This is a genomic window from Microbacterium cremeum, from assembly GCF_015277855.1.
GTDB lineage: Bacteria > Actinomycetota > Actinomycetes > Actinomycetales > Microbacteriaceae > Microbacterium > Microbacterium cremeum.
The window spans coordinates 362,697-381,416 of record NZ_CP063812.1 but is presented as its reverse complement, the minus strand read 5'-3'; the positions used below and the strand labels follow the sequence as shown (position 1 = coordinate 381,416).

The window sequence follows — 18,720 nt, the reverse complement described above, 5'->3', positions numbered from 1 at the left end:
TGGACGGATGCCGGGGATCAGGCCCTCACGATCGCCTCCGGCCGCGCGACCACCGGCGACGTCACGACGATGCGGTGGGTGCCGTGGCCGAGTCCGCCTCGGTGCTCCGTGCCGTCGACGGTGACCCGGGAGTCGGCGGTCGTGGGCAGATCGAGTTCGGCGCGGCATCCGAACGGCACCTCCAGCACCGCCTCGAGACGCTCGCCCTCGAGCGTCCAGTCGATCGCGAGCCGGCCGTGCGGCGTGTCGATCGACGCCTTCGCCCGGTCCAGCCCGTCGGCCGGACGCGGCGCGACCCGCACGACGCGGTATCCGGGCTCGGCGGGGGCGAGCCCGGCGACAGTCCGGTACACCCAGTCGATCATCGCACCGTACGCGTAGTGATTGAACGAGAGCATGCCGGTCTCTTCGGGGCCGCCCTCGGTGGGCGCGGCGTCCATCGCACCGGAGTGGATCGAGCCGTCCGGGAGGATCGCGTCCCACCGCTCCCACACCGTCGTCGCCCCGCGGTCGACCTGGTAGAGCCACGACGGCGCCTCGCGACGGAGCACCATGAGATACGCCTCGTCGAGGTGCCCGAAGCGGGAGAGGGCGAACAGCACCAGCGGCGTGCCGAGGAACCCGGTCGCGATGCGCCCGTTCTCGCGGCGCACGTTCTCGGCGAGCGCGGCGGCGATCTCGGCGTGCCGCTCCTCGGGGGCGATGCCGAACTCGATCGCGATGGCCGCACCCGTCTGGGTCTGGATCGCGCCCTCACCCCACCTCGCGAACGCCTCGGTGCTGACATCGTCGGCCAGCCGGTCGTACTCCTCCGCCCGGGCGGCATCGCCGACCAGGCGCTCGGCCTGCGCCAGCAGGCGGGCCGACCGGGCGTAGAACGCGTTCGCGACGTAGTCGCTCGAGACCTTGGCCTCCCACGGCCTTTCGGCCGGCGCGTCGGGGTCGAGCCAGTCGCCGTACTGGAACGACGGCGGCAGCACGAGGTCGTCGCCCGCGCGCCGGCGGAGGTGTTCCACCCACCGACGCATGCTGTCGAGCTGCTGCGACAGGATCTCGGTCGACCCGTACGACTCGTACACGGCGAACGGCACGATGGTCGCGGCATCCGCCCACCCCGCCCGGCCCATGTTCTCGATCGGCCCGCCCTGCATCACGATGTCTTGCGGGCGGATGATGTCGGGCACCACCGATGGCACCCCGGCGTCGGTCTGGTCGATCGCGAGGTCGGTCAGCCACGACCGCCAGAACGCCTCCGAGTCGACGAGCGTGCACGCGGTCGCGGCGAATGCCTGGGCGTCGCCCGTCCAGCCGAGCCGCTCGTCGCGCTGCGGGCAGTCGGTCGGCACCGAGACGAAGTTGTCGCGCAGCGACCACTGCACGTTCGAGTGGAACCGGTCGAGGGCCGCATGCGACGACGAGAACGTGCTGCGCGGTGCGAGGTCGCTCGAGATCGCGACCGCGACCGCCGACACCACCTCCGCTCCCTCGACGTCGGCGTACTGGAAGCCGTGGAACGTGAACGCCGGCTCGAGCGAGTGCTCGCCGTCGCGGTCGAGCGTGTACACGTCGGTCGCCTTCGCCGAGCGCAGCGCCGTCAGGTGCAGATCGCCCGAGGGCTCGAGGACCTCCGCGTGCCGCACCGTGACGGTGTCGCCGGCGCGCCCGCGCACGACCACGCGCACCCATCCCGAGACGTTCTGCCCGCTGTCGAGGCGCACGCGCCCGGCGTGCGCCGACACCGACATCGGCAGCTCGGCGACGACGCGCACCGGCGGCGCCGACCGCGGCGCGAAGCGGGCCCGGTCGACGGGGATGACCGATGCCGCGACCCACCCGTCGCCGGCGAAGCCCGGCTCGTGGACCGCGGGGTCGTGCAGCCGCAGATCGGTGACGGTCCCGTCGTAGATGCCGGCACTGCGGATCGCCCCGAACCCGCCGCGCCACGCGGCATCCGTCTTCGCGACCACGCGGCCGTCGGCCTCGACCTGAGCCAGCGCCCCCAGCCGGTCGCCGTAGATCGCCGTGCGTCGCGCGAAGCCGAAGCTGCCGCGGTACCAGCCGTCGGCGACGGCGAGGACGACGACGTTCGTGCCCTCGTGGAGGAGGGCCGTCACGTCGAGCGTGTCGACGAGGATCCGCTCCTGGTACGAGGTCCAGCCGGGGGTGAGGTGTGCGTCAGTGGCGCGCACGCCGTTGATCCACGCGTCGACGAGGCCCAGCGCGCTCAGCCGCAGGCGACCGGACTCGGGACGGCGATCGAGCGCGAACTCGGTGCGCAGCAGCTGCACGGGCCCGTCGATCGCAGTGTCGATGCCGACGACGTCGGCCTCGAGGTCGGCGCCGTCCCGCCCTGCCTCGACGATCAGCGGATCGCTCCACCTCGTCCATCCGGCGGGGGTGGCCACCCGCACCGCGAACGCCCGACGCTCGCCCGCTCGGAGGTCGTCTGCGACGGCTGCGCCGACCGCACCGGGATCCGCGACGGGTGCGGACACGGCCGGCTCGCCCTGCTCGGGACCTTGCGCGAGCTGGTAGCCGAGCACGTGCGCGTCGGCATCGGCGCTCTCGACGCGCCACGACAGCCGCAGCCCCGACCGGGGAACGCCGACAAGCCCCGGGGCGTGCTGCGTACGGAGGTCGACCACCGTCGTGGCGAGGTCGAGCGCGGAGGGGAGGGGAAGCGCCGTCATGGCCGGAGTCCTTTCGGCGGACAGCTTCTTCGCCGTCCGCTCCTCCATCGTGAAACGATTCAGGTCTGGTTGTCAAACAAAGTGTAGACCGTTATACGATCGTAATCGGCGCTTTCGGGATCACTGTTGACGCCTCCCCCGGCGGGACGTACCGTACGAGAAGTTGAATGGTTTCAATAGCCCTTCGACGCAGCACCAGGGAAATCCGGCAGCGTGGGCGGATCGGCCGCTCGGCTTTACGAGGAGGTAAAGGATGAAGAGCATTCACACCCGCAGATTGCTCGTCGCGACGGCGGGCATCGCCGCGCTGGCGCTGCCGCTCGCGGCGTGCAGCGGCAGCGGCGACGACGGAACGGTCGAGATCTCGTTCCTCACCCAGAACACCGGCACCAACGTGGAGGTCGCCGAAGCGCTCATCGAGGCGTTCGAAGCCGAGAACCCCGACATCCGCGTGCGGCTCGAGACCCAGCCGGCCGGCACCGAAGGCGACAACCTCATGAAGACCAAGCTCGCCACAGGCGAGATGGAGGACGTCTTCTACTACAACTCGGGGTCGCTGTTCCAGGCGCTCAACCCCGACCAGAACCTCGTGCCGCTCGACGACCAGCCGTGGGTCGGCGACCTCATCGACACGATGGCGGCCGTCGTCTCCACCGACAACGGCATCTACGGCGCTCCCTTCGGTGCGACCCAGGCCGGCGCGGTCGTCTACAACAAGCAGGTCTACGCCGACCTCGGCCTCGATGTGCCCACGACGTGGGAGGAGTTCTCCGAGAACAACGAGGCGATCAAGGCCGCCGGGATCGCGCCCGTCATCCAGACGTACGGCGACACCTGGACCAGCCAACTGTTCGTACTGGGCGACTTCGGCAACGTGCTCGCGCAGGATCCCGACTGGGCGGAGGAGTACACCGCCGGCAACCGGAAGTACGTCGACGAGCCGGCCCTCCAGGGCTTCGCGAACCAACAGGACGGCTTCGACGCCGGATGGTGGAACGAGGACTTCGCCTCGGCCGTGTACGACGACGGGGCGCGCATGGTCGCCACCGGCGAGGGTGCGCACTACCCGATCCTCACCGGCATCGTCACCACCTTCCAGCAGAACTACCCGGACGAGATCGAGAACATCGGCGTGTTCCCGCTGCCGGCGCAGAACGCGGACGACACCAAGCTCACGGTGTGGCTGCCCAACGCGGTCTACATCCCCAAGACCACCGAGGGCGACAAGCTCGAGGCCGCCAAGACCTTCGTCGCCTTCCTCAACTCGGAGAGCGGCTGCGAGGTCCAGACCACGGTGATGGTGCCCAGCGGGCCGTTCGCGACCAGCGCGTGCACGCTCCCGGAGGACGTGCCGGGTCTGCTGAAGGACATGCAGCCGTACTTCGACGAGGGCGACACCAACCCCGCGCTCGAGTTCCTGTCGCCCATCAAGGGGCCGAACCTCGAGAACATCACGGTCGAGGTGGGTTCCGGCATCCGTCCCGCCGCCGCCGGCGCCGCCCTCTACGACGAGGATGTCGTCAAGCAGGCGCAGCAGCTGGGCCTGGAAGGCTGGTGAGGCGCCGGTCCTGAGACCTGTAGGAAGAGGGGGGCCGCGTCGCCCGCGCCGCGGCCTCCCTCCGCATCGATGGAGATGACATGACGACGATCGCGGAACGCCCGCGCGAGAAGACCGCCCCGCCGCCCCCGCCCGAGAAGCGGCGGCCGATGAGGAGCATGTACCCGACGTGGTTCTACATCCCGTCCGGGGTGCTCTATGTCGTGCTGTTCGCCGTGCCGACGTTCGCGTCGTTCTACTTCGCCCTCACCCGGTGGTCGCTGTTCGACGTCGAGTTCATCGGCCTGGACAACTTCGTCACGTTCTTCACCGAGCCGATGCTGTTCCAGGGCCTGGTCAACACCTTCGTCTACGGGTTCCTGACCTCTGCCCTGAAGGTCGTGCTCGGCCTCGCGCTGGCGGTGCTGCTCACCGGGTCCATCCTCGGCCGCGGCTACCTGCGTTCGACGATCTTCTTCCCGGTGCTCGTGTCGACCATCGGCGTCGGGATCACGTTCAAGGTGCTGATGGACCCGTTCGACGGCCTCATCAACAAGACGCTCGCGACGTTCGGCATCCAAGGGCCCGGCTGGCTCACCGATCCCGCATGGGCGCTGTTCTCGGTCGCGCTCGTCGACGTCTGGAAGGGCGTCGGGATCGCGACGCTCATCTACATCGCCGGCATCGTGGCGATCCCGCAGGAGTACTTCGAGGCCGCGAAGGTCGACGGCGCCGGGTCGTGGAAGAGCTTCTGGAACATCACGCTCCCGCTGGTGCGGCCGGCCACCGCGACCGTCGTCCTGCTCTCGCTCATCGGCGGCCTGCGGTCGTTCGAGCTCATCTGGGCCATGACACGCGGCGGACCGGGGTTCTCGTCCGACGTCATCGCCTCGGTCATCTACAAGCAGTACCAGGCCGGCTTCTACGGGCTCTCCACCGCCGGCAACGTCGTCCTGTTCGTCATCGTGACGGCGATCATCGTGCCCATCTCGTACTACCTCAACCGCCGGCAGGTGGAGTCATGACCCTCACGCGCACCCTCACCACCGCGGGGGCCAAGCCCTCCCGCACCCGCCAGGACCGCCGGCCGATGACGCTGCGGCGCTTCGTCCGCAAGTACCTGCTCGGCGTCATCGCGATCGTCGTGTCGATCATCGTGTTCATCGTGCCGTTCGCGTTCATCTTCCTCACGGCCGCGAAGAGCACCCAGGAGGCCTCGCTCTTCGAGTTCTCGCTGCCGCAGCAGGGCTGGCAGCTCTGGGAGAACTTCCTCACCGTGCTCCAGACCCGCGACTTCATCATCGTGCGCGCGTTCATCAACAGCACGATCCTCACGGTCGCCTCCGTCGCCATCATGGTGGTCTTCGCCGCGATGGTCGGCTACGTGCTGCAGCGACGCAAGTCGCGCTGGAACCACCTGATCAACTTCTTCGTGCTCGCCGGCCTCATCGTGCCGCCGGCCGTCGTCCCCACGATCTGGGTCATGCAGACGCTCGGGATCTTCAAGACCATGCCGGGCATGATCCTCATCGAAGCCACCTTCGGCCTCTCGTTCTGCATCCTGCTGTTCCGGGCGTTCGTCGCCACGATCCCCAAAGAGCTCGACGAGGCCGCGATCATCGACGGCGCCGGCCCGATGCGGCTGTTCTTCACCGTCGTGCTCCCGCTGCTGAAGCCGGTCGTCGTGACCGTGATCGTCGTCCAGGCCGTCGCGGTGTTCAACGACTTCACCGGCCCGCTGTACTTCCTCCCCGGCGACGCGAACGCGACCGTCCAGCTGACGCTCTACAACTTCCAGAGCCAGGCCGCGAGCCAGTGGAACCTGCTGTTCATGGACATCCTGCTCATCACGATCCCGCCGCTGATCATGTACATCTTCTTCAACCGGCAGATCGTGGCCGGCATGACCAGCGGCGCGGTCAAGGGCTGAGTCGCGGCATCCCGTTCACCAGTACTCGGCCGGGACCGTCCCGCGCAGCCACGCGAGCTCGTTGTCGCGGATGAAGATCGACAGCGTCTCGTCCTGACCGAGCCCTGCGCCGAGCCACGAGAACAGGATGTCGAGGAGGGTGCGGCCGGAAGCGATGCCGGGTTCCGCGACGACTCGCTCCCAGGCTTCGACGAAGCCCGCGGGCGTCGGCACCGAGCGGACGAGCTTCGAGACGTACTTCGGGCCGGGAAGCATCACGTGGGCCGCCGCCAGAGCTGCGCGCGCCGCCGCGAGCGCGAGGTGCGCGCCGGCGTGGGCCCGCAGGAACTGGTCGTCGCGCTCCACCGCCTGCCGCAGGAAGTAGCCGCCGTAGAGCCGCGCCTGCGAGAGATGCGACCGCACGCGCTCGTCCCACACGTCGTCGGGCAGCGACGTGATCCGCTCGATGAGCCCCTCGAGGCCGGGCAGCTCGCTCCACACCACCCGCGCGTCCTGGAACGAGGCCCTGGTGGGATCGTCTGCGCGCTCGGCGGCCGCTTCCAGGTACGAAGGGCTCGCGAGCTTGATGTCGATGTACGAGCCCGGGTAGTCGACGCCCTGACGCTCGATCCACGCGAAACGCCCCGCCGCGGTTTCGGCCGCGAACCGCTCCTCGTCGACGACGAAGTACACGTCGACGTCCGAGTCGTCGCGCTCCCTGCCCTGGGCGACAGATCCGACCAGCACGACGGCGAGCGCTCCGGGCTCCCCGCGCACGGATTCGACATAGGCGCTGAGCGCCCGTTCCTGCTGCTCCACGTCTGCTCCTTCGCAACGATCGTCGGCGTCCGGCGCCGGCCCGGATGGCGGGTCGACGGCGCCGGCTCCGGTCAGGCCGGCGGCCGGGCGGATGCCCGCACGATCAGCTCGGCATCGAAGATCTGGTGTGCGGCCTCGGCGCGACCGGCGAACCGCTCCAGCAGCATCTCGACGGCACGCGCCCCCATCGCCTCTCCCGGCTGGTGCACGGTCGTGAGCCCGAACGCGGGATGCGATGCCAGCGGGACGTCGTCGTAGCCCACGACCGCCAACGGCCCGCCCGCTTCGAGAACCGCGCGGAGGGCCCCGAACGCGAGCTCGTCGTGAGCGGCGAACACCGCCGTCACGTCGGTGCCCTCGGCGAGCCGCCGGCGCACGACGTCGTATGCGTGCGCATCGCCCTCGTCGGTCCGCCACACCTCGGCCGCCTCGGCACGCCCGGCCGCAGCCATCGCGCGCGAGTACTCCCGCAGCCGCACGCCGTGCGGGAACGGGTCGTCTTCGCGCGACTCGCCGAGGGTGAGATGCGCGATGCGGGTGTGCCCGAGTTCAAGGAGGTGGCGCATCGCGGCGCGCGCACCCGCGGCGTCGTCGCCGGCCACGACGTCGTAGCGGTCGGACGTGTCGTGGCGTCCGAACATCACGACGGGCACCGACGCGGCGATCCGCTCGAGCGCGGTCTCGTCGACGCGCGGCGACACCGCGATGACTCCGTCGACCTGCCGGTCGACCAGGGCCTCCAGCGCCCGGTACCCCCTGCGCGACCCGGCCTCTGCGGGCGCGATGATCAACTGGTACGGCGTGCCTTCGAGTGCGGCGCTCGCGCCCTGCACGATGCGCGTGAAGAACTGGTTCGACAGTCCGGGCAGCTCGATGCCGATCGTGTAGGTGCGGCCCCGCATCGCCCGCGCCGCGATCCGCGGACGGTAGTTGAGCTCGGTCATCGCGGCGGTGACCCGCTCGCGCATCGCGTCGCTCACGCCGTACGCGTTGCGCAGCACCTTCGACACCGCGGCCCGCGAGACGCCCGCGGCTTGCGCGACGTCTTCGATGGTGGCGGCACGCGGTCGCTGGTCAGTCATGACATGAGGGTAGTGGCGAGGGGGAGGCACGGCAGGCGGACGGGACGGCGGAGCAGATCGCCGTCCGCACGGATGTAGACCGCTCTACAGTGACACCGTCGCGCCGGAGAGTCAAGAGGAGCCTCGCGCTCACCCACGACACCGCCGCCGGGGCTACCGTGAACCCATGGACGAACGGCGAAGCGAGGACGGAACCCCCGAAGACGACAACCCGACAGGCGGCGACGCGACGACCGAGGAGCAGCTGGAGGCCGACAATCCCGTCGAGGAGGACACCCTCCAGACCCTCGACCCCGACAACCCGCCGGCCTGACGCGCCGCCGCAGCGGCATCAGCGCTGGCGGATGCCGGCCGCGAACGCCCTCGACGCCGCGCCCAGGCCCAGGTCGTCGATCGCGACCGCCTGGCCCGACTCGAGGGATCGGTTCCCGGCGAGCCCGACGGCCACCGAGCAGACGCCGTCGAGCCACGTCGCGGCGCGGCCGAGCCGGTCGTCGCCGGATCCTCGGAACAGTTCGGACAGCAGCCGGGCATCGCCACCGCCGTGACCGCCGTCCTCCTGGGGAATCGGAACCCCGCGCGCGGCGCCGAAGTGCCGCTGGACGACGAGGCGCTCCGACACCGGCCGGCCGTCCTCGTGCTCGACGTCGCCGGGGCGGGCGCTCGGGTCGACGACGGGCCGCCCGCTGTCGCCCAGCAGCACGGCCCCTCGCTCGACCACCGTGAGTTCCGCACGCCCGAGAGTGCCGTTGACCGCGACGGTGTATCCCTCCCACGGCGCATGGGCGTTGAGCGAGTACGACATCGAGGCGCCTCGAGCGAAGTCCACGACGAGCGAGAGGTTGTCTTCGATCGAGATGCCGGGATCGAAGACGTCGCGGTCGCGAAGATAGCCGTCGTGCGACTCCTGCTCGAAGTAGAGCTCGCGCAGGACCGGGTCCTCGCGCAGGTCGAGGCTGAATGCATCCCGCAGCGGCGAGTCCTCCGTGCCCCTGCGCGGCCGCGACCCCATGCCGCGCCTGCGGGCGTTCTCGGCGCCGTAGAACCGCAGCCCGCCACTGGCGAACACGCGGGCCGGCACGTCGTCGAGCCACCAGTTGACGAGATCGAAATGGTGCGAGGCCTTGTGGATCAGTAGGCCTCCCGAGCTCGCCTTGTCGCGATGCCACCGGCGGAAGTAGTCCGCCCCGTGCGACGTGTCGAGCACCCATTCGAAGTGGACCGAGGTGACCTCGCCGATCTCGCCCGCGTGGATCACGTCCTTCAGCGACGCGTTGCGGGGTGCATAGCGGTAGTTGAACGTCACCGTGACCGAGCGCCCGGTGCGGTCCACGGCGTCCGCGATCCGGCGCACGTCGTCCTCGGTGGTGGTGAGCGGCTTCTCGACGATGACGTCGGCGCCGGCCTCGAGCGCCGCCACCACGTGGTCCGCGTGCGTCCAGTCGGGTGAGGTGACGATGACGCGGTCGATCCGGTGCTCGGCGACGGCGGCGCCCAGCCCGTCCGGCGCGAACCGCGTGGGCGACGGGATGCCGGCTGTCGTGAGCCTGCGCTCGTGCCAGCCGATCCGGCCCGCGTTCGTGTCGGTCCACGCCACCAGCTCCGCGAGATCGGCGTGGGGACCGGCGATGGCGTCGACGTACATCTGCGCGCGGCTGCCGGTGCCGACGATCGCGTAGCGGATGCGGCGATCCGCGGCGGCGGCGCTCACTTGATGCCCGTCGTGGCGATGCCCTTGACCAGGTAGCGCTGACCCAGCAAGAAGGCGAGGAAGAGCGGGATGAGCGACACCACCGACATCGCGAACATCGCTCCGTAGTTCGACGAGGACTGCGCGTCCACGAAGCCCTTGAGGGCGACCGACACGGGGAAGTTCTCGCGCGTGCGTAGGTAGATCAGCGGGCCGAAGAAGTCGCCCCACGTCCAAATGAACGTGAAGATGGCCGTGGTCGCCAGCGCGGGCACCATGAGCGGAAGCGTGACCTGCCCGAAGATCCGGGCATGACCGGCGCCGTCGATGCGCGCCGCTTCGAAGATCTCCTTCGGAAGGCCGCGGATGAACTGGACCATCAGGAAGATGAAGAACGCGTCCAGCGCGAGGAACTTCGGAACGATCAGCGGCAGGAAGGTCTCGAGCCAGCCGAGCTCGCGGAAGATGACGAACTGCGGCACCAGCACGACGTGGAAGGGCAGCATGATCGTGCCGAGCATGATCGCGAAGTAGGCGTTGCGTCCCCAGAACCGCAGTCTTGCGAACGCGTATGCGGCCAGCGAGCACGACACCAGGTTGCCGATGATGGCACCGATGACGAGGAGCGTCGAGTTGCCGAGGAAGACACTGAACGGCAACTGCTGCGATGTCCACCCGTAGACGTAGTTGTCGAGGGTGAGATTCCCGCTGAAGATGCTCAGGTCGGTGAAGATCTCGTCGTTGGGCTTGAGCGAGGAGACGACGAGCCAGATCAGCGGATAGACCATCACGATCGACAGGATGATCAGGCCGATGTGCTTGAACACCGAGCGAGCGGAGTCGCGCGGGCTTCGCCGGCCTCGGCGGAGCGTACGGAGATCCTCGTCGGGCGGAGTGATGGCCGGAGCGTCGTGGAGTGCGGTCATGGGCGTGCCTCTTCGTCGAGCGGGTGGGATGCCGGGGTCCGGTGATCAGTCGTCATAGAAGACCCAGTACTTCGAGAGCCAGAAGTTGAACGCGGTGAATCCCGCGATGATGACGAGCAGGAACCAGGCCATCGCCGACGCGTAGCCCATGTTCAGCTCGGTGAACGCCTGCTTGTACAGGTAGAGCGTGAAGAACATGGTCGAGTCCGACGGCCCGCCGGTGCCGCCCGAGACGATGTAGGCCTGCGTGAACGACTGGAACGCGAAGATGATCTGCAGCACCAGGTTGAAGAAGATGATCGGCGTCAGTAGCGGGAACGTGATCGAGAAGAAGCGGCGCACGCGCCCGGCCCCGTCGACCTGCGCCGCCTCGTAGTACATCTCGGGGATCTGGCGGAGCCCTGCGAGGAAGATCACCATCGGCGAGCCGAACGTCCACACGTGGAGGATGATGATCGTCGCGAGGGCATAGTCGGGGTGCGAGATCCAGCCGGGACCCTCGATGCCGAACCAGGCGAGGAACCCGTTGACGATGCCCTCCTTGCCGAACACCTGGCGCCACAGGATGGCGATCGCGACCGACCCGCCCAGCAGACTCGGCAGGTAGAACACGGACCTGTAGAACGCGAGTCCTCGCATGCCCCGGTCGAGCAGCACGGCCACCGCGAGCGCGAGTGCCAGCTGCAGCGGCACCGACACGAGCACATACACGAGCGTGACGCGCAGCGAGTTCCACAGGCGCGCATCGCCCATCATGCGGGCGACGTTGTCGAGCCCGGACCACTCCGGCGGCTGCAAGAGGTTGTAGTCGGTGAACGCGAGGAACAACGACGCGAGCATCGGGCCGATGGTGAAGACGACAAGGCCGATCAGCCAGGGCGCGAGGAACAGATAGCCCGCTTTGTTGTCGGGGTAGGCGCTCTTGCTCGCCGCTCCTGCTGTGCCGCGCGGCCGGCGCGCGATCTTTCGCAGCTCGCCGATACTGCTCACGGAGACCTCCTCGTCTACGACTGAACCCTTCAGCGGAGAAACCGCTTTCACGTGGGTCGGTCAAGTATCACCCAACGGCGATCCGACGTCAAACCCCGTCATCGCGCCGAACTGGCGATGCCGCCGCCCGTCGACACGGTTCTGGCAGATAACGAGCCGACAACAACAATTGACAGGCAGTCACGGTCCTGCTACTTTCCGTGAAAGCGGTTTCTTGAGATACCGCGCAGCGAGCTGCCAGACCGCTCGCTGACTGTCCGTCGCCGACGACGACGGCATGCACTCGACACGAAGAGAGGCGCAATGACGCGTTCAGCACGATCCACCGCGGCCCGGACCGCCGTGATCACCACCCTCGCCGCCACGCTCGCCCTCGCCGGATGCTCCGCTGGAGGCGGCACGCCAGAGGCGTCCGACGGCTTCGACCCCGACGAGGAGATCGAGCTCCACATCGCGTGGTGGGGCAACGACGAGCGGGCCGCCATCATGGCCGAGGCCATCGACCTGTTCGAGGAGGAGTACCCGAACATCACGGTCGTCGAGGAGCCCGTCGGCGCGCCCGACGACCTCTTCAACCGGCTTGCCACCGACTTCGCGTCGGGTACGGCGCCCGATGTGTTCGCGCTCGGCGGCGCCAAGCCCCAGGAGTACGGCGACGCCGGCACCCTGCTCGACCTCGCCACGGTGAGCGAGTACCTCCCCACCGACGCCTACGCCGACTTCACACTGACCAGTGCCACCGTCGACGACACGCTCTACGGGCTTCCCACCGGCGGGAATGCAATCGGCGTGCTGGTCAACCCGGCCGTGTTCGAGCAGGCAGGCGTCGACCTGCCCGACGCCTCGTGGACCTGGGAGGACTTCGTCGAGATCGCGAACGAGATCTCGGCGAACGCGGGCGACGGGATCGTCGGACTCGACCTTCGCGTCCAGGACATCCTCGGCACGTACGTCGCGCAGTACACCGACACCGGGATCTACGACTGGGACGGCGACCTCGCGGTCGATGCCGACACCATCCAGCAGTGGTACGAGATGGAGCAGGAACTGGTCGCCGACGGCGGTCTGCCCGACCCGTCGGTGATCGTCGAGCATTGGAACGTCACGCCCGACCTCACGCTGTTCGGCACGGGCAAGGCGGGCATGACCTTCTCGTACAGCAACCAGATCGGGGCATACGAGGCCGGCACGGGGACCGAGGTCGAGATCCTCACGCCCCCCACCTCGACCGACCTCTCGGGTGTCGCGGTGCTGCCGTCGCAGTTCTGGTCCATCGCGGCCGAGACCGAGCACCCGGAAGCCGCGGCGCTGCTGGTCGACTGGCTGCTGAACCAGCCGGAGGCTGCCGAGATCATCCTCGCCAACCGCGGTCTGCCGTTCAACCCTGCCACGCTGGAGGTCGTCGAGCCGCTGCTCGCCCCCGCCGACGCCAAGGCGGCCGAGTACCTGCAGCGGGTCCTCGAGGTCGGCGTCGTCGCCCCGCCGCAGCCTGCCGGCGGCGCGATCCTCAACGAGCTGTCGCAGCGCATCGAGTCCGACATCCTGTTCGGCAGCACCTCGGCAGCCGACGGCGCGCAGCAGTGGGTCGACGAGTTGTCGGCCTCGCTCGAGAGCGACTGACACCACCCGAGCGTCGTGGGCGGCTCCCTCGGGGGCCGCCCACGACGTTCCCGCGGGCAGACTTTGCGGCAGGAGGAGCCCACGATGACCCCGATCGAGACCGCCCTCGCGCACCTGCGCACGGGACCCGGTCACACGAGGACGGCATCCGGCCCGCTACGCGACGCGCTCGCGGCGGGCGGCATCGGGTTCGCCGCCGTCGGGGGCACGCTGGAGCGCCGCTGGCACGACGCCGTCACCGAGCTGGAGGGGTGCGTGCGCACTCTCAGCGGCGCGGATCTGCCGGTACTCACCGAAGGGGGCGTGTACCCCGGCACGTGGATCGAGAGCACCGCGTCGATCAGCGCCGAGGTCCTGACGCGTTTCGCGCCGCCGATCGCCCGGGCGACGCAGGAGCAGTTCGCCGAGCTGCAGCGTGACGACGGGCTTCTCCCCTACAAGGTCACCGACGACGGACCCGGGTTCTCGCAGATCCAGCTGGTCACGCCGTTCGCGCGCACCGTCTGGAACCACTACCTGCTCACCGGTCGCGACCGCGGATTCCTCCAGCGGATGTACGACGCGATGTCGCGGGCCGACCGCTGGCTCGCCGCGTTCCGCGACACGCGCGGGACCGGCGCGGTGGAGGCGTTCGGCACGTTCGACACCGGCCATGACCTCTCGCCGCGGTTCTGGTTCGTGCCCGACCGCCCCCGGGGCGATGCCCGCTTCGTCGATGCGACGAATCCGCTCCTGCCGTTCGTCGCCCCCGACCTCACGGCCAACGTCGCCGCGCAGCGCTCGTACCTGGCGCGCATCGCCGAGGAGCTCGGCGAAGACGGCGCGCCGTGGCGGGCCGCAGCCGCGGCATCCGTCGACGCCCTCTTCGCCCAGTGCTGGGACGAGGCGGACGCCACGTTCTACGATCGCGACGGGCAAGGACAGCTGCGCCGCGTCCAGACCGACGTGCTGCTGCGGGTGCTGGAGTGCGAGATCGGCGACGACGAGTTCTTCGCGGCCGCGCTCGAGCGCTACCTGATGCACACGCGCAAGTTCCTCTCGCCGTACGGATTCACCTCGGTCGCCCTCGACGATCCGCGGTTCGACGCGGACGCGTCACGCAACTCGTGGGGCGGGCCGGTCAACTTCCTCAGCCTCCTGCGGGCGCCGCATCCGTTCGAGGTCCACGGCAGGGTGGCCGAGCTCGCACTCACGGCGAGCTCGGTGCTCGGCGCGCTCGCATCCGCCGATCGCTTTCCGCAGTGCCTCGACCCGTGGAGCGGCGCACCCGGCTTCACCGAGCAGTACTCCCCGGCGATCCTGTGGCTGCTCGACGCAGTCGAGCGTCACTTCGGCATCCTGCCGAGGCCCGACGGAGAGCTGTGGTTCAGCGGCATGTCTCCGACCAGGCTCGAACACGGCGCCTCGGCGATCGCCGTCGCGTACTCGCGCGAGGTGCACGGCGTGCGCTTCGAGCTCGCGGCCGACGACGAACGCGTGGTCGTGCTGCGCGACGGCTCACCACACGTGTCGTTCCCGCGGGGCTGGCGCGTGGTGACGGATGCCGCGGGCCGGCCGATCGCGGTGGTCGGGCTCGCGGGACGAACTGTCACGGGACGCCTCGAGACACCGGGCGGTGCGCGCGAGCTGTCACTCGGGCCGAACGAGCGGCTCGCGCTCGGCAGCGGCGTGCGGACGACGCCCGGGTTCATCCCGCCGCAGGCGTGACCCTATCCGCGCAGGTGCGTGCGCAACACCTCTGAGAGGCCGACGCGCTCGTCGCACCGGTCGAACCGGAACGACGCGGCGAGCTCTCCGGCCCGCGAGGGACTCACGCCGCGGAACCGGTCGGCGAACTGCTCGGCGAGGGGTTCGGCGAGCAGGATGTGACGCACGAGCACCGCGATGTGGGGTTGACGCCCCCACGGATACGGTGCGTAGTCCGGGAACTCCCGGTCGAAGAGGCCGTCGATGGGGTCGAGGATGCCGCGGATCCCGGCATCCGACCCGCCCCACGAGTCGACGCCGAGGCGCGCCTTCTTCTCGACGAGCTCGCCGACGAGCGCGAGGTATGGGCTGTCGTCAGCGGCGTGGACGAGCCCCTGCAATCCGATGTCCTTGTAGGTCCACAGCGCCCATCCGGCGCCGTGCTCGCGGTAGATTCCGAGCTGATCCTGCAGGAGCCGGAGGCGCCACGCGTCCTGCGACCGGTCGCGCGAGTACACCGGGCCGAACTCCCCGATCCAGATCGGCGTGCCCGTGCGTCGCATGTACTCGGTGCGGCGGAGGAAGGTCTGCTCCACGACCGACCGGTCGAAGTACTCGCCCCGCGTGACGCCCGGGTACGCGGTCGCGCGCGCGATTCCCGGCAGCGCGTAGTCGTGCGCGGTGTAGACGGTGTTGGGCAAGGGCTCGGGACGGGCGTCGAGGAACGCGAAGTCCGTCGAGTAGCGGTTGCCGTCGAGGAACAGCACATGCCGGGGGTCGACGGCGCGGATCGCGCGCTCGAGACGCTCGTAGAAGGCCGGAAGCACCTCGCCCGTCGGATCGCTCGGCTCGTTGACGGGGTTGTAGCCGGCGACCTCCGGGCGATCCTTGTAGCGGTCGGCGAGCGCCTCCCACAGGTGGACCACGCGGTCCTGGAAGTGGCGCTGATTCCAGAACTCTGCGACGTGCGTCGGGTTGTCGCTGTGCCAGTGCTGGTTCTGGCGCCCGGGCAGCGCATGCAGGTCGAGGATGGAGTAGATGCCGTGCCGCGCGAGCAGTGTGACGACGCGGTCCAATCGGGCGAAACCCTCCTCCTTCAGCTCGAACGGCGCGTGGTCGTCCTCGAAGTGGCGGTAGTTGAACGGGATGCGGACGCTGTTGATGCCGAGCGAGGCGAGATGTGCGGCATCCGCCTCGTCGAAGAAGTCGCGGAGGAACGCGTCGAAGAAGGCGTCGTACGCCTCGCGGCCCATCCGGTCGAGCAGCAGGCGGCGGATCGCCTCCTCGTTGCCGGGATACCCGGTGATGAAGTTCTCCATGTTCATCCAGCCGCCGAGGCCCACGCCGGCGAGTCGGACCGCGTTCCCGTCCTCGTCCACGAGGTCGGTTCCGCGGACGGTGAGAAGCTGGAGCTGCGTGGGCACGGGCTCGAGTGTACAAGAAATCGCTTTCTCACGAAGGGGCAGTCGCGAGCAGTCGGTGAAACTCTGGCCCCGGAAAGACGGCTGAAAGCGGTTTCGCGCCTCTAGGATGGGACCAGCCCGGATCGCACGGCGATGCCGACATCATGCATGAGGGGGTCCACGTGGTCAGACGCACCAAAGCGACGACGATCGCCGAGGTCGCGCAGCATGCCGGCGTCTCTCCGGCGACTGTTTCGCGCGTCATGAACGACCGTTTCCTCGGGGCGCCCGAGATCGCCGACCGGGTGCGCGCGTCGGCACGGCAGCTGGAGTACTCGCCGAACCATCTCGCCCGCAGCTTCGCGCTGGGGCAGACGAACGCCATCGGCTTCCTCGTGCCCGACCTCGCGAACCCGTCGTTCCAGGCCGTGCTCTCGGGCCTCAGCAAGGCCGCCGGCGCCGAAGGCTACCGCGTGCTCGTCGCCGACTCGGCCGAGTCCGCCGAGGACGAGCCGCTCCTCGCCGCCGAGATCCGCCGCCGCTGCGACGCGCTCGTGCTGTGCGCGCCGCGCATGGCCGAAGACTCCCTCGTGCACGCCACTGCGACGCTCGGTCCTGTGGTGCTGATGAACCGTTCGAGCTCGTCGGTGACGGCGCCCACGCTCTCGGTCGACTCGCGCAGCGGGTTCGAGGCGCTCGCCCGCCACCTCCACGGCCTCGGCCACCGCCGACTCGCCTATGTCGAGGGCCCAGCCGGCGTCGCGAACGAGCGACGGCTGCAGGGACTCGCCGACTTCCAGGGCTCGGTCGAGGGAGTCACGGTCGAACGCGTCGCCGGAGGCGCCGGCAGCGAGCACGGGCTGGAAGCCGTCGACGCGGTGATCCGCACGCGGGCGACCGCCGCGCTCGCCTTCAACGACCTGGTTGCGGTGGGCCTCGTGCACGGGCTCGTCGAAAGCGGGATCCGCGTTCCCGACGACATCTCGGTGACCGGGTTCGACGACATCCCGTTCGCACGGTTCATGTCGCCGTCGCTGACGACGGCGTCGGTGCCTCACGAGGTGCTGGGCACGCTGGCATGGGCACGCATGCGGGCGCTCATCGCGGGAACGACGCCCGAGCACGACGTCGTGTTCCAGCCGCGCCTCGAGGTGCGCCGATCGACCGCGGCGCCTCGCCGGGCCTGACGCCGTCCTCCCCGCGCGCGTTCACCGGATCCGGAAATCGGACATGCGCACAGTTTCCGGAGTTGGCCGAGCCCCAGCATCCGGAAACCCGCCAGATCTCCGATTTCCGGATCCGGCAAAGGGGCCCGGTCTCCGATTTCCGGATCCGGCGAAGGGACCCGGTCTCCGGTTTCCGGATCCGGCAAAGGGACCCGGTCTCCGATTTCCGGATCCGGTAAACGGACGAGATCTCCGATCTCCGGATCCGGCGAAGGGACGCACCGGTCGACCGTCGCGCGCGCCGCGCCGCCGGAACCCGGCCGCTACGCCTCGCGCGTGATGGTCACCTTCACGTGCAGGTTGCTCTTGAACGGTCCCGCGTACACACCGCGCAGGGGCGGCACGTCGCCGTAGTCACGGCCGCGGCCGACGAGCACGTGGCGGTCGCCGATCTCGATGTTGTTCGTCGGATCGAACCCCTGCCACTCGCCGGCGAACCACTCGACCCACGCGTGCGACTCGCCCGTGACGGCGACGCCCACCCCGGCGGACGGGCGCGGATGCAGGTACCCAGACACGTAACGCGCCGGGATGCCCACCTCGCGCAGGGCGCCGAGCGTGATGTGCGCGATGTCCTGGCACACGCCCTTGCGCGACTCCCACGCATCACTGGCGGTGGAGTGCACGCCGGTGATGCCGTGCATGTACTCGACGGCATCCCCCACCGCGACGGCGATGGCGTGCGCCGCCTGCCCGGGGCGGTCGTGCTGCGCCGCGATCGACCGGGCGAGGTCGGCCACCTCGGGGTGGGGTCGCGTTCGACCCGTCTGGGTGAGCTGCTCGACCGTCGAGACCGAGCGGTTCACCTCGCGAGCGAGCGCGTCCCAGGTGACGTCGACGTGCTCGAGCGGGCGTGGGCGCACCTCGACCAGCGAGCGCGCCGTGATCGTCAGTGCCGTGTGAGGCGACAGCACGTCGAACGCCGCGACACGGGTGCCGAAGTAGTCGACGTACTGATTGACGGAGGTCGAGGGCTCGATGTCGAGCGACGAGTTGAGCACGAACTGGCTGTCGGTCGACCCGGGCAGCATGCGCGCCTCGTTGTACGACGCGGTCACGTCGCCCTGGTAGCTGAAGCCGGTCCGGTGCTCGATGCGGAGTCTCTTCATGCGCGCCACCCCGGTCCCTGAGCCTGTCGAAGG

General features: G+C 69.4%; 15 protein-coding genes. 7 read left to right on the top strand and 8 right to left on the bottom strand.

Translation table 11 applies throughout. The features are described from left to right. Window positions 1–17: 17 nt before the first annotated feature. A complete protein-coding gene (locus tag IM778_RS01685) occupies window positions 18–2,690 on the bottom strand; it encodes an alpha-L-rhamnosidase (protein WP_194410370.1) in 2,673 nt (890 codons plus the stop codon). Window positions 2,691–2,943: 253 nt separating this feature from the next. Here IM778_RS01685 and IM778_RS01680 point away from each other — a divergent pair, with 253 nt between their 5' ends. The 3 genes from IM778_RS01680 to IM778_RS01670 all read left to right on the top strand — a co-directional run bounded on the left by IM778_RS01680 (window position 2,944) and on the right by IM778_RS01670 (window position 6,157). Further along, the gene (locus IM778_RS01680) at window positions 2,944–4,248 is read left to right on the top strand and encodes an ABC transporter substrate-binding protein (RefSeq protein WP_194410368.1); all 1,305 of its coding nucleotides are present in this window, start codon (window positions 2,944–2,946) and stop codon (window positions 4,246–4,248) included. 80 nt (window positions 4,249–4,328) lie between these two features. Further along, window positions 4,329–5,252 carry a carbohydrate ABC transporter permease gene (locus tag IM778_RS01675; protein WP_194410367.1) on the top strand — a complete coding sequence of 308 codons (924 nt, stop codon included), beginning with the start codon at window positions 4,329–4,331 and terminating at the stop codon, window positions 5,250–5,252. Next, entirely contained in the window at window positions 5,249–6,157 is a 909-nt protein-coding gene (locus tag IM778_RS01670) for a carbohydrate ABC transporter permease (RefSeq protein ID WP_194410366.1), read from the top strand. Before IM778_RS01675 ends, IM778_RS01670 begins: the two co-directional genes overlap by 4 nt. Before the next feature lie 15 nt (window positions 6,158–6,172). Here IM778_RS01670 and IM778_RS01665 read toward each other — a convergent pair whose 3' ends face one another. Together IM778_RS01665 and IM778_RS01660 are read right to left on the bottom strand one after the other, a co-directional pair. Beyond that, on the bottom strand, window positions 6,173–6,955 hold the full coding sequence (locus tag IM778_RS01665; protein WP_194410365.1) for a nucleotidyltransferase domain-containing protein: 783 nt from the start codon (window positions 6,953–6,955) through the stop codon (window positions 6,173–6,175). Between the two features lie 71 nt (window positions 6,956–7,026). After that, window positions 7,027–8,037, bottom strand: a complete 1,011-nt coding sequence (locus IM778_RS01660; RefSeq protein ID WP_194410364.1) for a LacI family DNA-binding transcriptional regulator — start codon at window positions 8,035–8,037, stop codon at window positions 7,027–7,029. A gap of 166 nt (window positions 8,038–8,203) precedes the next feature. On the opposite strand from IM778_RS01660, the gene IM778_RS01655 reads away from it, so the two are divergent. Next, window positions 8,204–8,350 (top strand): hypothetical protein, encoded by a 147-nt coding sequence (locus IM778_RS01655; protein WP_194410363.1) that lies wholly within the window; start codon window positions 8,204–8,206, stop codon window positions 8,348–8,350. Between the two features lie 18 nt (window positions 8,351–8,368). Here IM778_RS01655 and IM778_RS01650 read toward each other — a convergent pair whose 3' ends face one another. Genes IM778_RS01650 through IM778_RS01640 form a run of 3 tightly spaced genes read right to left on the bottom strand, consistent with a single transcriptional unit; the run spans window position 8,369 to window position 11,643 of the window. Continuing rightward, window positions 8,369–9,748, bottom strand: coding sequence for a Gfo/Idh/MocA family protein (locus tag IM778_RS01650; RefSeq protein ID WP_228484691.1), 1,380 nt, complete (start codon window positions 9,746–9,748; stop codon window positions 8,369–8,371). Beyond that, the gene (locus tag IM778_RS01645) at window positions 9,745–10,653 is read right to left on the bottom strand and encodes a carbohydrate ABC transporter permease (protein ID WP_194410362.1); all 909 of its coding nucleotides are present in this window, start codon (window positions 10,651–10,653) and stop codon (window positions 9,745–9,747) included. Before IM778_RS01645 ends, IM778_RS01650 begins: the two co-directional genes overlap by 4 nt. Window positions 10,654–10,698: 45 nt before the next feature. Next, on the bottom strand, window positions 10,699–11,643 hold the full coding sequence (locus IM778_RS01640) for a carbohydrate ABC transporter permease (RefSeq protein ID WP_420488841.1): 945 nt from the start codon (window positions 11,641–11,643) through the stop codon (window positions 10,699–10,701). Window positions 11,644–11,946: 303 nt separating this feature from the next. On the opposite strand from IM778_RS01640, the gene IM778_RS01635 reads away from it, so the two are divergent. Together IM778_RS01635 and IM778_RS01630 are read left to right on the top strand one after the other, a co-directional pair. Continuing rightward, window positions 11,947–13,263 carry an ABC transporter substrate-binding protein gene (locus IM778_RS01635; RefSeq protein WP_194410361.1) on the top strand — a complete coding sequence of 439 codons (1,317 nt, stop codon included), beginning with the start codon at window positions 11,947–11,949 and terminating at the stop codon, window positions 13,261–13,263. An 84-nt stretch (window positions 13,264–13,347) separates the two neighbouring features. Continuing rightward, window positions 13,348–14,970 (top strand): MGH1-like glycoside hydrolase domain-containing protein, encoded by a 1,623-nt coding sequence (locus IM778_RS01630; protein WP_194410360.1) that lies wholly within the window; start codon window positions 13,348–13,350, stop codon window positions 14,968–14,970. Window positions 14,971–14,972: 2 nt separating this feature from the next. Here IM778_RS01630 and IM778_RS01625 read toward each other — a convergent pair whose 3' ends face one another. Beyond that, window positions 14,973–16,373, bottom strand: coding sequence for a glycoside hydrolase family 5 protein (locus tag IM778_RS01625; protein ID WP_228484690.1), 1,401 nt, complete (start codon window positions 16,371–16,373; stop codon window positions 14,973–14,975). A gap of 161 nt (window positions 16,374–16,534) precedes the next feature. On the opposite strand from IM778_RS01625, the gene IM778_RS01620 reads away from it, so the two are divergent. After that, the gene (locus IM778_RS01620; protein WP_228484689.1) at window positions 16,535–17,539 is read left to right on the top strand and encodes a LacI family DNA-binding transcriptional regulator; all 1,005 of its coding nucleotides are present in this window, start codon (window positions 16,535–16,537) and stop codon (window positions 17,537–17,539) included. Window positions 17,540–17,841: 302 nt separating this feature from the next. Here the strand turns inward: IM778_RS01620 and IM778_RS01615 are convergent, their stop codons facing one another. Beyond that, on the bottom strand, window positions 17,842–18,687 hold the full coding sequence (locus tag IM778_RS01615; protein WP_194410358.1) for a transglutaminase family protein: 846 nt from the start codon (window positions 18,685–18,687) through the stop codon (window positions 17,842–17,844). Window positions 18,688–18,720 lie beyond the last annotated feature (33 nt).